At 71.1% G+C, this 14,972-nt stretch carries 9 protein-coding genes; 4 read left to right on the forward strand and 5 right to left on the reverse strand.

Going from position 1 to position 14,972, the window contains the following annotated elements:
* Positions 1–6 precede the first annotated feature (6 nt).
* On the forward strand, positions 7–708 hold the full coding sequence (locus tag AB0M54_RS45515; protein WP_364326641.1) for a hypothetical protein: 702 nt from the start codon (positions 7–9) through the stop codon (positions 706–708).
* 40 nt (positions 709–748) lie between these two features.
* Here the strand turns inward: AB0M54_RS45515 and AB0M54_RS45520 are convergent, their stop codons facing one another.
* Together AB0M54_RS45520 and AB0M54_RS45525 are read right to left on the reverse strand one after the other, a co-directional pair.
* The gene (locus tag AB0M54_RS45520) at positions 749–1,183 is read right to left on the reverse strand and encodes a hypothetical protein (RefSeq protein WP_364326644.1); all 435 of its coding nucleotides are present in this window, start codon (positions 1,181–1,183) and stop codon (positions 749–751) included.
* A 136-nt stretch (positions 1,184–1,319) separates the two neighbouring features.
* Complete coding sequence (locus tag AB0M54_RS45525; protein WP_364479138.1) at positions 1,320–2,162, reverse strand: SDR family oxidoreductase; 843 nt, start codon at positions 2,160–2,162, stop codon at positions 1,320–1,322.
* A gap of 126 nt (positions 2,163–2,288) precedes the next feature.
* Between AB0M54_RS45525 and AB0M54_RS45530 the strand changes: the two genes are divergently transcribed.
* Positions 2,289–3,185, forward strand: a complete 897-nt coding sequence (locus tag AB0M54_RS45530) for a helix-turn-helix transcriptional regulator (RefSeq protein WP_364326650.1) — start codon at positions 2,289–2,291, stop codon at positions 3,183–3,185.
* A gap of 25 nt (positions 3,186–3,210) precedes the next feature.
* On the opposite strand, the gene AB0M54_RS45535 is transcribed toward AB0M54_RS45530, so the two are convergent.
* A complete protein-coding gene (locus AB0M54_RS45535; RefSeq protein ID WP_364326653.1) occupies positions 3,211–4,248 on the reverse strand; it encodes an ornithine cyclodeaminase family protein in 1,038 nt (345 codons plus the stop codon).
* Between the two features lie 251 nt (positions 4,249–4,499).
* Between AB0M54_RS45535 and AB0M54_RS45540 the strand changes: the two genes are divergently transcribed.
* Both AB0M54_RS45540 and AB0M54_RS45545 read left to right on the forward strand, forming a co-directional pair.
* Positions 4,500–5,528, forward strand: a complete 1,029-nt coding sequence (locus AB0M54_RS45540) for an FkbO/Hyg5 family chorismatase (protein ID WP_364326655.1) — start codon at positions 4,500–4,502, stop codon at positions 5,526–5,528.
* On the forward strand, positions 5,525–6,691 hold the full coding sequence (locus tag AB0M54_RS45545; protein ID WP_364326658.1) for a C9 hydroxylase cytochrome P450: 1,167 nt from the start codon (positions 5,525–5,527) through the stop codon (positions 6,689–6,691). The genes AB0M54_RS45540 and AB0M54_RS45545 overlap by 4 nt, the downstream gene beginning before the upstream one ends.
* A gap of 23 nt (positions 6,692–6,714) precedes the next feature.
* On the opposite strand, the gene AB0M54_RS45550 is transcribed toward AB0M54_RS45545, so the two are convergent.
* Positions 6,715–9,426: an AAA family ATPase gene (locus tag AB0M54_RS45550; protein ID WP_364479141.1), complete on the reverse strand. Its 2,712-nt coding sequence runs from the start codon at positions 9,424–9,426 to the stop codon at positions 6,715–6,717.
* Between the two features lie 148 nt (positions 9,427–9,574).
* A partial coding sequence (locus AB0M54_RS45555) for a beta-ketoacyl synthase N-terminal-like domain-containing protein (RefSeq protein ID WP_364479144.1) occupies positions 9,575–14,972 on the reverse strand: 5,398 nt, incomplete at its 5' end.

Here is a 14,972-nt window from a genome sequence, read left to right on the forward strand (position 1 = left end):
TCCCTTGTGATCACCACCACCGCCCGGCGGCGTGACGCCGGGCTCCTCACCATCGCCGTTCTCCTGGCCGCGGCGTTCTTCCTCGCCCCGCCGCTGCTGCTCGGCCCCGGCCGGCTCGGCGACTTCCCGCGCGCCTTCGTCGGCTACTGGTCCTCGGGCGGTCCGGACTTCCGGCCCGACCTCCAGCGCCTCGTCGACCACCAGTTCCACTATCACCTGGCGCGGGTGGTGTTCGCACTGCCGCTGCTCGCGGTACTGGTGACGCTGGCCGTCCGGCACCGGCGGTTCCGGCTGCCGCTCGGGGCGCTCGCGCTCGTCGCGGCGGTGCTGCTGATCGCCAACGTCCAGGGGGCCGTGTCGCCCTTCGGCACGATGCTGCCGGCCCTGGCGTCCGGTCCCGCCGACGCCGAGCTGGTCGCCGTCCTGGCCCAGGTCCGCGACCAGCTCCACAACGGCCCGGCGTCGCCGGCCCTGGACGTGATCCTCGACGAGTACGTGCGGTGGCACGTGGTGAAGGGCGTGCTGGTCGGGCTGCTGGCCGCCGTTCTCATCGGCCTGTCGGTGGTGGCGTGGCGCCGCCGGCATCGGTGGCTGAGCCTGCTCACGACCGTGCCGGCCATGGCTGCGCTGGTGGTCGTCGCGGCCAACGTGACCACCGTGATGAATCCCATCCCGCCGCTCCTGCTCCTCCTCCAGGGCAGTTGGTGAGGTTCGCGAGTGATTCCTCGATCAGGGAGTGTCTCGTGGATCAGCTCGGGCGTCCGCGGCGGAGGGACCGCCAGCCTTCGACGACGGCCACAAAGACGCCGAGTAGCGCCAAGACAGCGAGCGCGCCAGGAGCAGAGGTCCACACCGGCGTCGCATAGCCGTCCTCGGTGGCGATCAGTTCGGGGTTCGTCCGGTCGGCGTAGACGATCAACTCCCGGCCCTCGCGGACCTTGTCCATGACCCAGGGGTGGCGGAGGTTCGCGCTGTGCTGCTCGCCCTGGACGGTGTAGCTGACCGTGAACCAGTGGTCGAACTCGTTGTCGTGGTCGCTGATGATGACCGCCCGCGTACGGGTGCCGTGCTCAACGACGTCCTTGCGGAGCTTGTCGTCGACGAGGAAGACGCCGGCCGCCAGCAGCCCGAAGACAACTGCGCCAAGCAACCCCCACTTGACCAGCGGCCGGTTGAAGATCATGTGCCGTGCCCCCGCCGAAATTGTTGTCGATGTGCTCGACCGTAGGGCTCGCGGTGTTGGGGTCCCAACCTGTCCCATGTCTTGGCGTTAGATCGTGACCGTGGTCGGGGGGCGCGGGCCTTGAAGGCCGGATTGCTCAGACGTCGTCGTGCGCCAGTGACGAGGACAGTTCCCGGTGGGCCTCAGCCTGTTCGAGCAGGGTCTTGGCCTTCTGCTCCAGGACGCTCACCGCGTCGGCGCCGGCCGGCCAGCGCAGCGGTGGCTGCGCGGCGCTCATCAGCTGAGTCAAAGCGGCGGCGAGTTTGGCCGGGTCGCCTCCCTGCCGGCCATTCATGCCACTGAACGCGGTAACCATTTGCCGGGCACGTTCGCGGTAGTCATCGATGCTCGACTCGGCGAAGCTGGCCGATTCCGGCGAAAGCGCCTCGGTGCGGAAGAAGCCCGGTTCGACGAGCATCGTGCGGATGCCGTACGGCGTGACCTCGGGAGTCAGCGATTCCATCCAGCCTTCCAGGGCGAACTTCGTCGTCGCATAGGCGGAGCAGAACTCCATCCCGGTGATGCCGACGCTCGAGGAGTTCGTCACGATCAGCCCGGAGCGCTGGGCGCGCATGACGGGCAGGACCGCCCGGGTGACGTTGAGTGGACCGAAAAGGTTCGTTTCGACCTGGGCGCGGAAGTCGTCGGCAGTGGTCTCCTCGAAGAATCCGGCGTACATCGTGCCGGCGTTGTTGACCAGAATGTCGATGCGACCGAACCGATCGACGGCCGCCTGAACCGCGGACCGGGCACTGACGGGGTCGGTCACGTCGAGCGTGACCACCAGCAGGTCCTCGGTGGCCCCCAGGGCCTGCTCGACCCTTCGCGGGTCGCGACCGGTCGCGACCACCGCATACCCGGCGGCCAGGGCCGCCTTCGCGATGTCGACACCCATGCCCCGGCCGGCGCCGGTGACGAGGAGAACGTCCTTGTGAGCCATGTTGCTCCTTCTCGAGGGGAAAACCGCGTTCAGACAACCGCCGCGCCCATCGGTGGAGAAGATGCTGGTGAAGGGGGTGCTGACAGCCCACCCTTCGCCTCGCGGTTTGCGCCTACCGTGGAAAGGGTGGACAACCGTGACGAGGCAAAAGCCTTCCTCACCTCTCGGCGCGCCAAGATCAGCCCGGAACAGGCTGGTCTGACCGTTTTCCATCGCAACCGGCGAGTGCCGGGCCTGCGCCGCAGTGAGGTCGCCGATCTGGCCGGTGTCAGTGTCGAGTACTACACCCAGCTTGAACGCGGCAACCTCGCCGGTGTCTCCGACAGCGTGCTCGATGCGATCGCCCGGGCCCTGCGTCTCGACGAGGCCGAACGCCAGCACCTCACCGACCTGGCCCGCACCGTCGGGCGGGCTGCCCGCCCCCGGCGCAGGCCGCCCGCCGCGCAGGTCCGGCCCAGCGTTACCCGGGTACTCGAGCTCCTGACTGACGTGCCCGCGTTCGTCGGCAACGGGCGCGGCGACCTCCTCACCGCCAATCCGCTTGCCGAGGCCCTCTACGCGCCGATGTTCGACGATCCCGTACGGCCGGTGAATCACGCCCGGTTCGTGTTCCTGAACCCTTCCTCCCGTGGTTTCTGGCGCGACTGGGATGTGGTCGCCAGCGATGCGGTGGCAATGCTGCGGGCGGAGGCCGGTCGTGATCCGTTCGACCGGACCCTGACGGATCTCGTCGGTGAGCTCAGCACCCGCAGCGAGGACTTCCGCACGCTATGGGCCGCCCACGACGTACGGCTGCACCGCACCGGCGTCAAGAAGTTCCATCATCCCGTGGTAGGCGACCTCGACCTGCACATCGAAACGGTGCAGCTGATTGCCGACCCCGGTCTGAACATGGCAATGCTCACCGCCCCGGCCGGCTCGGCCGGCGATGACGCCCTGCGTCTGCTGGCCAGCTGGGCGGCCACCCGCCAGACTGACGCCGCACACCACCTCACCGATGATCAAGGCGGAGGGGCGCCGTGATGGTGCGTCTCTGCGGGATCGCTGATCACCACTGCAGCGAGTACGGGTCCAGGACGTCCTCGGGCGTCGACTCGATCGTCATCTTGCGGCCGAGGCCCAGCTCGTCGGCGAAGCCGAGCAGCACGTCGAGCGCGATGTGGTCGGCGAACGCGCTGCCGGTCGAGTCGAAGACGCTCACGCCTCGGCGGTGCGGGGCGGCCGTCTCGGGCGCTGCGCACAGGTCGGCCAGGGAGGGGCCCAGCTCCCGGTCGGGCAGCTGCTGGAACTCGCCCTCGGTACGGGCCTGCTCCGGGTGGTCGACGCAGATGAAGGCGTCGTCGAGCAGTGCCCGGGGCAGCTCGGTCTTGCCCGGCTCGTCCGCCCCGATGGCGTTGACGTGCAGGTGGGCCGACCGGGGGGTGGCCGGTACGACCGGTCCCGCGCCGACCGGCACCGAGGTGACCGTGCTGAGGACGTCCGCCGTGGCCGTGGCCGTCGCCGCGTCGGTGACCTCGACCGCCAGCCCGAGGAACGCCACCCGGAAGCCGAACGATTCCGCGTGCGCCGGCCGGATGTCGCTGACCAGGATGCGCTCCAGCGGGAGGACGCGGCTGAGCGCGTGCGCCTGGGTGACGGCCTGGGCACCGGCCCCGATCAGCGCGAGGGTGGCGCTGCCGGGCTGGGCCAGCAGCCGGGTGGCGATGCCGGCGACCGCCCCGGTGCGCATGGCGGTGATGGTGCCGGCGTCGGCCAGCGCGACCAGGCTGCCGCTGTCGTCGTCCAGCCGCGCCACGGTGCCGACGATGGTCGGCAGGTGGAACCGTTCCGGGTTCTGCGGGCTGTAGCTGACCGTCTTCATCGTCACGCCGACGCCGGCCGCCCGGTGCGGCATGAACTCGATGACGCCCGGCACGTCGCCGCGCCGGGCGAAACCAGTGCGTGGTGGCGGCGGGTCCGTCTCGCCTCGTCCCAGCCGCGCGAACTCCCGCTGCAGCTCGCTGATCAGCCGGTCCATCACCACGTCGCGGCCGACCACCGCGAGAATCCGTTTGATGTCGCGCTGGCACAGAATTCTGGTCTGCATGCCACCTCTCTCTCGGCGCGGGCGAGTAAACGATGAATCGATGGCGGACATAAGACTCGAGGAACGGCCCCAAATCAATTCGCGAGAGGATGACGGCGACGTTAGCAGCCGGTCGATGACGGTCACCCCCTAAACATCCCCCTGGGAATGTGCGATCGCCGAATAGGCCCTCTCTAGGGGGTTGCGGTAATGGACACGCACATATTTTCTAGCTGGCATGCGCCCGGGAGCGGCAAGGGAGGGTGAGGCGATTGTCCGCGCCAGTCACGGCACCGTACTGCAGCTTCGAGAAGCTCGGATCGGCCGATCTCGACGGCGATGAGACGCTGCTCGGCGTCATCGAACACGGCACCGGGCACACCGACGTGTCCTTGACCGACGGCCACCCGCGGGCGGCCGTGCACACCACGACCGGTGAGGACGAGTCCTTCGCCGAGGCGTGGCGCGCGGAGGGACCGAAGGAGTCCGGGCGCCACGGGGGCGTCGCGTGGGCACGTACGCCCGACTATCTCTTCGGCGTCGCCCGGGTGCCCGAGGCCGACCGGTACACGGCCGGCACCGCGGCCGCGTACACCGACATCTTTGATCTGACCGCGACCCTGGGCTACCCCTTCCTGGTCCGCACCTGGAACTACCTCAGCGGCATCAACACGGCGAACGTCGACGGCCTGGAGGTCTACCGGGACTTCTGCGTGGGCCGGGCGGAGGCGTTGGACGCCTGCGGGATCGACCCGGCGACCATGCCGGCCGCCACCGGCGTCGGAGCCCACGGTGGCGGCATCACCTGCTATTTCCTCGCCGCCCGCGGGGGCGACCGGATCAACGTGGAGAACCCGGCCGTACTCACGGCTCACCGCTATCCGGCGCACTACGGCCCGCGCCCGCCGATCTTCGCGCGGGCCACCTGGCTGACGCCGCCGGGGCCGGGCGACGGCCGGCTCTTCGTCTCCGCGACCGGCGGCATCCTCGGCCACGAGACCGTCCACCGCGGCGACGTCGCCGGCCAGTGCGAGGTGGCGCTGGCCAACATCAGCCGGGTGATCAGCGCCAGGAACCTGGGGCGGCATGGGCTGTCCCGGCACCACACCCTGGCCGACCTCGACCATCTGAAGGTCTACGTCCGCCACCGCGAGGACATTCCGGCCGTACGCCGGATCTGCGCCGATCGTCTGGCGCGCGCGGCCACCGTCGCCATCCTGAACACCGACATCGCCCGCTCCGACCTGCTGGTCGAGATCGAGGGTGTCGTCACCGTCCCGGCCGGAAAGGACCGCCGATGAGCACCGAGGTTCACCAGGAGAACACCGCGGCCGGGCGGTGCCCGTTCGCGATCCAGGACGGGCACCGCGCGGTTCTGGAGAGCGGCACGATCGGCTCCTTCGACATGTTCGGCGTCAAGCACTGGCTCGTGGCCGCGGCCGACGACGTCAAGCTGGTCACCAACGACCCGCGGTTCAGCTCGGCCGCGCCGTCCGGGATGCTGCCCGAGCGGCGACCGGGCTGGTTCTCCGGGATGGACGCGCCGGAGCACAACCGGTACCGGCAGAAGATCGCCGGCGACTTCACCCTCCGGGCCGCGCGCAGGCAGGAGGAGTTCGTCCGCCGGGCGGCGGACGCCTGCCTCGACGACATCGAGACCTCCGGCCCCGGCGCCGACCTCGTCGCGGGGTACGCCCGACGCCTGCCGTCCCTGGTCATCAACGACCTGTACGGCCTGAGCGAGGACGAGGGCGCCGGGTTGGAATCCCGCATCCGGGCCATCACCGGGGCCACCGACCTGGGGGACGTCAAGGGCCTGACCGACGAGTTCTTCGCGTACGCCCTCGCCCTGGTCCGGGCCAAGCGGACGCAGCCGGGCGACAACCTGCTGCACCGGCTGGCCGAGGCCGGCGAGGACGAGATCCTGCTCAGCGACGAGGAGGCGACCGGGGTGTTCGCCGTGCTGCTGTTCGCCGGGCATGACTCGGTGCAGCAGATGGTCGGCTACTGCCTGTACGCGTTGCTGGCCCACCCCGAGCAGGCAGCGGCCCTCCGGGCGGACCCGGCGCTGATCGATGGCGCGGTCGAGGAGATGTTGCGCTTTCTGCCGCTCAACCAGTTCGGCGTGCCCCGGGTCTGCGTCGAGGACGTCGAGCTGCACGGCCAGACGATCGCGGCCGGCGACAACGTCATCCCCCTCTACTCGACGGCCAACCGCGATCCGGGGGTCTTCGCCGACCCGGACACTTTCGACGTCACCCGGGTGCAGGAGCACAACTTCGCCTTCGGGTACGGCATTCACAAGTGCCCGGGCCAGCACCTCTCCCGGGTCCTGATCAAGGTCGCCGCGACCCGCCTGTTCGAACGCTTCCCGGACGTCCGGACGGCCGGCGAGGTGCCGATGAACAACGGCCTGGGCCTGTTCAGCCCGGCCGAGTTGCGGGTCACCTGGGGTTCCGCCTGAGCGTGGCGGCCCGGAATGGGAGGTCAGCCCGGACGCTCAGGGCCGGCCAGCTCGGCCGACAGCTGCTGGCGGCCCCGCACGCCCAGCTTGCGGAAGACGTTCGTGAGGTGCTGCTCGACCGTGCTGGCGGTGACGAAGAGCTGGTCGGCGATCTCGCGGTTGGTCTGTCCGGCGGCGGCCAGCGTCGCCACCCGGCGCTCGGCGTCGGTCAGTGACCTGATCCCCCGCGGCGGCCGGCCGAGGCGGCCGGGCCGGCCGGCCTTGACGCCCAGCCTGCGCAGCAGCGGGACCGCCCCGCACTGGGCGGCCAGGTCGCGGGCCTGCCGCAGGACGCTCCGCGCCCGGCCGTGCTGCCGCACCGCGCTGAACGCTTCGCTCAGGTCGGCCAGCACCCGTGCCCGCTCGTACTGGTCGTTGCCGGACAGCGACAGGTCGGCCGCCTCGTCGAGCAGGCCGATCCGCCTCGCCGGCGGTTCGTAGGCCGCTCGTACCCGCAGGGTGATGGCCCGGGATCGGGGCCCCATCGCCCGGGTGAGCTGCTCGTCGATCAGCCGCCGGCCCTCCTCCCGGTCGCGGCCGGACAGCATGGCCTCGGCGGCCTCCACCCGCCACAGGGCCAGCCCCGGCACGTCGACGTCCCACCGGCGCATCCGTTCCCCGCAGTCCCGGAACGCCGTGTACGCCGCCTCGGGCCGGCCCACGGCAAGGTTGTACCGGCCGCGCGCGATCAGCAGGTGCAGACCGAACAGACTGTCGTGGACGGCGTCCGGCAGCGGCTCGGCGAGCCACTTCTCGGCCCGCCCGATCTCGCCCAGCCGGACAGCGGCGGCCACCGCGCTACTCAGCGGCAACACGGCGGTGAGGCCGAGCGGCGGCAGCGGGCGGCGGTCCAGGACCGCGGCGGCCGCCTGCACCGCGGCGGCCAGATCACCGCGGCGCAGGGCGGCTTCGGTCCGCGGCCCCGCGTAGCCGGCCTCCCCCTCCGCCGCCCCGGTCCCCGCCACCAGCTTGTCGGCCCAGAGCTGCGCGGCGTCGGTGTTCTCGGCGTAGAGCAGGGCCGTCAGCGCGGCCAGCGCGGTCGGGCCGGCCGCCGCGGCGTCGGCGTTGCGCAGGACGTTCTCCGCCTCGGCGGCGGCGGATTCGGGACGGCCACGCAGCGCCGCCAGCAGCGCGTTGTCGGCGGTCACACCGTGCCGGGCGGCCCGGGACAGGGTCGCGAGCTCCTCCGGCGCGAGGGGGTGCGGGTTCCGGTCCGGATCCGGGGCGCCGGGGTGGAACAGCGCGAGCGACACCTCGGCGGCCCGCAGGTGAGCCCGGTCCTGGTCGGTGACCGTGAGCGCACGTTGCAGCGCCAGCACCTCGGCCGCCTCAGCGGAGCGCCCGGCGTCGGCCAGCCAGTGGGCGGTCAGTGCCCCGTGCTCGGCCGACAGCAGACCGGCACGGGCGGCGGCGGCCAACTCGTCCAGGTGCCGGCTGGGGGCCAGCGGGTTGCGGCGGCGTTCGCTCGCCACGGTCTCCACCCGCAGCGCGGCCCGGGCGCCGGCGTCGTCGGAGGCCCGGTACGCCAGTTGCAGGTACTCGGTCGCGGCGTCCACCTCGCCGCGTACCCGCAGCTCCTGGCTCGCCCGCGCGAAGATCTCGGCGGCCTTCGGACCGCGTACCAGACCGGCGCCGGCCTGGTGGTGGGCAAGCACGTCGACGGGTACGCCGTCCAGCACGTCCAGGGCGGACCGGTGCAGGCGGCGGCGTTCCTGTGCGGACATGTCGTCCAGGACGACCGAGCGGGCCGCCGGGTGTGGGAACCGGTGGTCGCGCAGCAGGCCTCCCTCGGTGAGGACCTCGGTCGCCTCGTCCACCGTCTCGGCGTCGAGCCCGCTGACCCGGCGCGCCAGCGTGACGGTGGCACTGGTGCCCAGCACCGCCGCCGCCTGCGCGATCTGTAACGCGGCAGGACCGCAGCGATACAGGGAGCTGAGGTACGCCAGCCGATACGCGCGCCCCGCCTGGATGCCCGTGCCGCCGGCCGCCCAGGCCTCCCGCACGTCGTTGACCAGGCCGCGGACCAGGTTGGGGTTCCCGCTGGTCGCCTCGTACACCTCGGCCAGCTCGCCGGCCGTGACACCGGGGCCGAGGCCGGCGCGGGCCAGATCGGCGGCGTCCGCCGGGCCGAGCGGACGCAGCGCGATCTCGCGGTGGTGCCGCAGGCTGAGCAGTTCCGCCTCGAACCGGGGGTGGGCCGGGGTGAGCCGGCGCAACTCGGTGAGGATCATGGCGATCCGGGCCGAGGCGACCCGCCGGGCCAGGTGCAGCAGGCAGTTCAGCGAGGCGGTGTCGGCCTGGTGCACGTCGTCGATGCAGATCAGCACCGGCCGTTCGGCGGCGAGGGCCAGCAGGGTGCGGGTGAGGTCGCTGCGCAGGCGGTTCTCGACGTCGGCCGACAGCGTCCGGCCCGCCGCGGTCACGCAGGCCAGCCCCGGCGCCCGGGAGGAGAGCGCCGGGTGGTCGAGGAGCTGCCCGATCACGGCGTACGGCAGGGTCCGTTCCTCGGCCGAACAGACCGCACGCAGCACGATGACGTCTTCCTTCGCCGCGGCCGCGTCGAGCAGTTCGGTCTTGCCGCAGGCGACCGGCCCGGTGATGGTGACGACGACACCCCGTCCACCGGCGGCGCGGCCGAGAGCCTGATCCAACCTTCTGAGCTCGTCATCGCGGGCGACCAGGTCGTTGAACTCCACAGACAGGCACCACCTTCGCGTCGAACCTCAAACGCTTCCCATCGCTGACAACAACGCCGTAAGTACGGCAAAGTTCATGACGTCCGACATAGCCGGATCAGCTACCGCACGTGTCCGTCATGAATCCGCATTCTTCGGCGGGACGCATTCACATTGTCGGATCACCGAATTCCCGGTCGATGAATTCGAGGATCTCGCCGGCGCTCGCGCCGGCGAGCGAGCCGGTCATGGCATCGTCGGCCCGCGACCGGCGACGCCTTCCGTTCAAGATCGCGGCGAGCCGATCCTCCAGCAGGGAAACCTGCTGCTCGTCGGGGCCGGCCGACGAGAACATCTCCGCGATCCACCCCTCCAGCCGGTTCAGTTCGGCACTCAGAGTCGTCGCTTGCTGAGCCTCCGGAGTCAGCATTTCGCCGAGCCGGGCGGCCAAGGCGTGCGGGGTCGGATAATCGAACACCATGGTGGCGGGCAACCGTATCCCGGTGGCCTTCGCCAGACCGTTCCGCAATTCCACCGCGGTCAGCGAATCCACACCGAGTTCGCGGAACGCGGCAGTCATCGGAACAGCACCGGGATCCGCATATCCGAGCACCCCGGCCGCGGTGTCGGACACCAACTTCCGCAAGGCCTGTTCCCGCTCGGCCGGCCCCAGCGATGCCAGTCCCCGGACCGGCGCGTCGCCGCGGGACGGGGCCCGCCGCGCGACCGGGCGATGGATCAGGCGCAGCAACGCCGGAACCTCAGCGTCGCGCGCGGGATCCATCGGCGCCGCCACCAGAACCGGCTCGCCCCGGCCGGACGCGAGGTCGAACAGGCGCATCCCGTGCTCGGCGGTGATGGGCCGCAGACCACTGCGCCGGATCCGGTCCCGATCGGCGCCGGTGAGCTCGACGACCGGCCCGCCGGTGTCCTCCCACATGCCCCAGGCCAGCGCCAGCCCGGGGAGGCCGTCGGCGCGGCGCTGCTCTGCCAGGGCGTCCAGGAACGCGTTGGCCGCCGCATAGGTGCTCTGTCCGGGAGCGCCCAGGAGGGCCGCGGCCGAGGAGTACAGGACGAACGCGGCGAGAGCGCTGTCCCGGGTGAGCTCGTGCAGGTGCCAGGCGGCGTCGGCCTTGGGCCGCAGGACGGCGTCCAGCCGCTGCGTGGTCTGCGACTCGACAACGCCGTCGTCCAGCACGCCGGCGGTATGGATCACGGCGGTGAGCGGATGCTCGGGGGACACCTTCTCGAGTGCCCGCGCCAGCGCGGCGCGGTCGGAGAGGTCACAGGCGACCGTCTCGATGTGGGCGCCGAACGTCTCGTCCGGAGCGCCGGGCGAGATCAGCAACACGTGGCGGAGCCGGTCCTCGGCCACCAGGTGCCGGATGAGGACGGTGGCCAGTCCCGCGGAGTCGGCCGTGATCAGCACCGTGCCGTCCGGGTCCCAGGCCGCTCCAGGTTCGGACGTGGCCGCGCGGACCAGCCGTGGCACCTCCCATCGGCCGTCGGCGACGCGTAGCCGTGGCTCGTCCAGCCCGACGGTCCCGGCCAGCTGTTCCAGCTCCACGGGGTCATCGCTTTCGACCAGGACGATGCGGCCCGGGTGCTCCGATTGGGCGGATCGCACCAGGCCGGAGACCGCGGCGGCGGCGAGGCCGGTTCCGGTGTGCACGACCAGGGTGCTGTCGGCGAAGCGCTCGGCGGTCAGCCAGATCCGGATCGCCTCCAGGGTCCGTGCGGTCAGGGCGCGGGCCTGGGCCAGCGGGTCGTCGCTGTCGGGGTGGGCCGAGAAGACCACCACCTCAGCGGCCGGGGAGCGGTCGTCCTCGAAGCGGCCGGCGGCGAGGCTCGGTCGTCCGGGGCCGGCGATCTCGGTCCAGGTGAGGGCGAGCAGGTCGTCGGGCTCGGCGGTGACCGGTCGGGTGACGAGCGTGTCGATGGTGACGACCGGGCGGCCGGTGTGGTCGGCGGCTCGCACGTTCCAGCCGTCCTCCCCGGGTGTCACGGCGACGCGCAGGCTGGTCGAGCCGGTGGCGTGGACGTGGATCCCGTTCCAGGAGAACGGCAGCCGTACTTCCTGTGGTGTGTCGGTCGCGTGGAGCATGCAGGTGTGCAGGGCGGCGTCGAGCAGGGCGGGGTGTACGTCGTACCGGGACGCCTCCGGGATCTGCGCTTCTGCGAGGCTGATGTCGGCGTAGATGGTGTTGTGGTGGCGCCATGCGGCTTGCAGGCCTTGGAAGGCGGGTCCGTAGTGGTAGCCGTCGGTGGACAGCCGGGGGTAGAAGTCGGTGACGTCGATCGGCTCGGCCTCGGCCGGCGGCCAGACGACGGCATCGGGCGGGACGGCTGTGGGCGGGGAGGTGCTGATGGTGGCGGTGACGTGCCGGGTCCAGTCGCTGCTGCCGTCCGCCTTCGAGTACACGGTGACTGTGTCGCCGCTGACCGACACGGAGAGCCGCACGCTTCCGGTGGGCGGCAGCACGAGTGGTGTCTCGGTCACCAGTTCGTCGATCACGTCGCAGCCGACCTCGGCGGCGGCACGAGTCACGAGCTCGACGAAGGCGGTGCCCGGCAGCAGGATGTTGCCGCGGATCTGGTGGTCGGCCAGCCAGGGGTGGGTGGACAGTGATACCCGGCCGGTGAGCAGCACACCGTCGGTGCCGGGCAGTTCGACGATCGAGCCGAGCATGGGCTCGCCCGCGCGGGCCTCGTCGGCCCAATAGCGCTGACGTTGGAACGCGTACGTCGGAAGATCACCCACGTGCCGTGCAGCAACGCCCAGAACCGCCGCCCAGTCGACGTTCACGCCGTGGACGTGGGCTTCGGCCAGCGCGGTATGCATCCGGGCGATGGTCCCGTCATCACGGCGCAAGGTGGCGACCGTGACCGCGTCATCCATGGCCGGCACCAGCACCGGGCTGGCACTCACTTCAACGAACACGGTCTCGCCCAGCGCCTGCAAGGCCTCCACCGCACGGTGGAAGCCGACCGGCTGACGTAGATTGCGATACCAGTAGTCCCGATCGAGCGGCCCGTCGACCCACACTGCGTCGACGGTCGAGAACCACGGCACAGTCGGGGCCTGCGAGCCGACATCAGCGGTGATGTCGAGCAGCTCCCCCTCGATCTGCTCCACCTGCGGGCTGTGCGAGGCGTAGTCCACCGCGATCTTCCGGACCCGCTCCCCCACCATCTGATCCACCGCGTCCGGACTACCGGCGATCACCGTCGAAGCAGGGCCGTTGTACGCGGCAATCCACACCCCATCAACAAGAGAGATCTCGTCAGCGGGCAACGTCACCGAAGCCATCGCCCCCTGACCCGCCAGCCGCTCCCCAATCACACGACTGCGCAACGCCACAACCCGCGCCGCATCCCGCAGCGAGATCGCACCAGCCACACACGCGGCGGCGATCTCCCCTTGTGAGTGGCCGACGACCGCGTTCGGGTGGACACCGGCGGCCTGCCACACCGCGGCCAGTGACACCATGACCGCCCAGCAGGCTGGTTGCACCACATCGACCCGGTCGACGACGGCCGGGTCGTCGAGCACGGCGAACAGGTCCCAGTCGACGAACTCGCTCAACGCCGCCGCGCACTCGGTCATGCGTTCGGCGAACACCACCGACGACCCTCGCAGGGCGGCGCCCATGCCGAGCCACTGCCAGCCCTGACCCGGGAACACGAACACCACTCGCGGTTCGGTTATCGCCGTGCCGGTGATGGTGTCGTCGCCCAGCAGTACGGCGCGGTGCTCGAACAGCGACCGTGTCACCGCCAGCGCCCGCGCGTCGGTGCCCGGTGTGGCGGCCAGGTAGGCACGCAGGCGGCCCTCGTAGTCGGCCAACGCCGCCGGTGTCTTCGCGGAAATGACCAGCGGCGCCGGCTCCGGTGGGGCGGCGGCTGGGGGCTGAGTGGGTGGGCTTTCGAGGATGACGTGGGCGTTGGTGCCGCTGACGCCGAAGGAGGAGACACCGGCTCGCCGCGGCCGGCCGGTTTCTGGCCAGGGTTGGTTGTCGGTGACCAGCTCCACGGCGCCGGCGGTCCAGTCGACGTGCCGTGAGGGTTCATCGACATGCAGGGTTCGCGGTACTACCCCGTGCTGTAGGGCCATGACCATTTTGATGACACCGGAGACACCGGCGGCGGCCTGGGTGTGGCCGACGTTCGACTTCAGTGATCCGAGCAGCAGCGGCCGCTCACGGTCCTGGCCGTAGGTGGCGATCAGCGCCTGGGCCTCGATGGGGTCGCCCAGGGTGGTGCCGGTGCCGTGGGCCTCGACCACATCGACGTCGTGCGGCGCCAGGCCGGCGTTACTGAGCGCGGCTTGGATCACTCGTTGCTGGGAGGGGCCGTTGGGTGCGGTCAGGCCGTTGGAGGCGCCGTCCTGGTTGACCGCCGAGCTACGCACGACCGCCAGCACCCGATGGCCTTTCCGTTGGGCTTCGGACAGCCGCTCCACGAGCAGCACGCCGACGCCCTCGGACCAGCCCGTACCGTCCGCGGTGTCGCCGAAGGCCTTGCACCGGCCGTCAGCGGCCAGACCGCGCTGGCGGGAGAACTCCACGAAGGTCCGCGGCGTGGCCATCACGGTCGCGCCGCCGACCAGGGCCATCGAGCATTCGCCCTGGCGCAGGGCATAACCCGCCTGGTGCAAGGCGAACAGCGACGACGAACACGCGGTGTCGACCGTCACCGCGGGGCCTTCGAGGCCGAAGAAGTACGACACCCGGCCGGACAGGACACTCAGCGCGCCCGCGGTCCCGCCGAAGCCCTCGAGGTCGGTGCCGTAGCCACTGGTGAACGCGCCCATGAACACGCCGGTGTCGGTTCCGCGGGCGTCGGCCGGGTCGATGCCGGCTCGTTCGAAGGCTTCCCACGACGCTTCCAGGATCAGCCGTTGCTGCGGATCCATGGCGAGGGCCTCACGCGGGCTGATCCCGAAGAACGACGCGTCGAAATCGGCTACCCCGTCGAGGAAGCCACCCCGCACGCAATACGACTTACCGGCCGCGTCCGGATCCGGATCGAACAGACCCTCGACATCCCAGCCCCGGTCGGTGGGGAAGGGTGCGATGGCGTCGGTGCCCGATTCGACCAGCCGCCACAGGTCCTCCGGCGAGGAGACCCCACCGGGCAGCCGGCAGGCCATGCCCACGATCGCGAGCGGCTCATTGGGGGCCGCGGTGGTTGTGGGTCGGCGGGCCGGGGTTGACGCTGTGCCGGTGAGTAGCTCGCCCAGGCGGGCGGCGAGGGTGGCGGGGGTGGGGTAGTCGAACACCAGGGTGGCGGGCAGCCGCAGGCCGGTCGCCTTGGCCAGGCTGTTGCGCAACTCCACCGCGGTCAGCGAGTCGATGCCGAGGTCTTTGAACGAGCCTGTGACGGGGATGGCGTCGGTGTAGCCCAGCACCGCAGCTGCGCTGTCGCGGACGGTCTTGAGCAGGGCTTGTTCGCGTTCGGCGGGGGTCAGGCCGGGGTCGACGGCTGGTGCGCGGCGGGCGGTGGGGCGGTGTATCGAGCGCAGCAGTGCGGGTATCTCGGCGTCGACCGTCGGGTTCATGGGTGCG

The organism is Actinoplanes sp. NPDC051470 (assembly GCF_040682035.1).
Lineage (GTDB): Bacteria > Actinomycetota > Actinomycetes > Mycobacteriales > Micromonosporaceae > Actinoplanes.

What these genes read in the sequence shown, in the direction of transcription:
- AB0M54_RS45520 (WP_364326644.1), bottom strand. Translation starts at nt 1,183, where the DNA reads ATGATCTTCAACCGGCCGCTGGTCAAGTGGGGGTTGCTTGGCGCAGTT.
- AB0M54_RS45525 (WP_364479138.1), bottom strand. Translation starts at nt 2,162, where the DNA reads ATGGCTCACAAGGACGTTCTCCTCGTCACCGGCGCCGGCCGGGGCATG.
- AB0M54_RS45535 (WP_364326653.1), bottom strand. Translation starts at nt 4,248, where the DNA reads ATGCAGACCAGAATTCTGTGCCAGCGCGACATCAAACGGATTCTCGCG.
- AB0M54_RS45545 (WP_364326658.1), top strand. Translation starts at nt 5,525, where the DNA reads ATGAGCACCGAGGTTCACCAGGAGAACACCGCGGCCGGGCGGTGCCCG.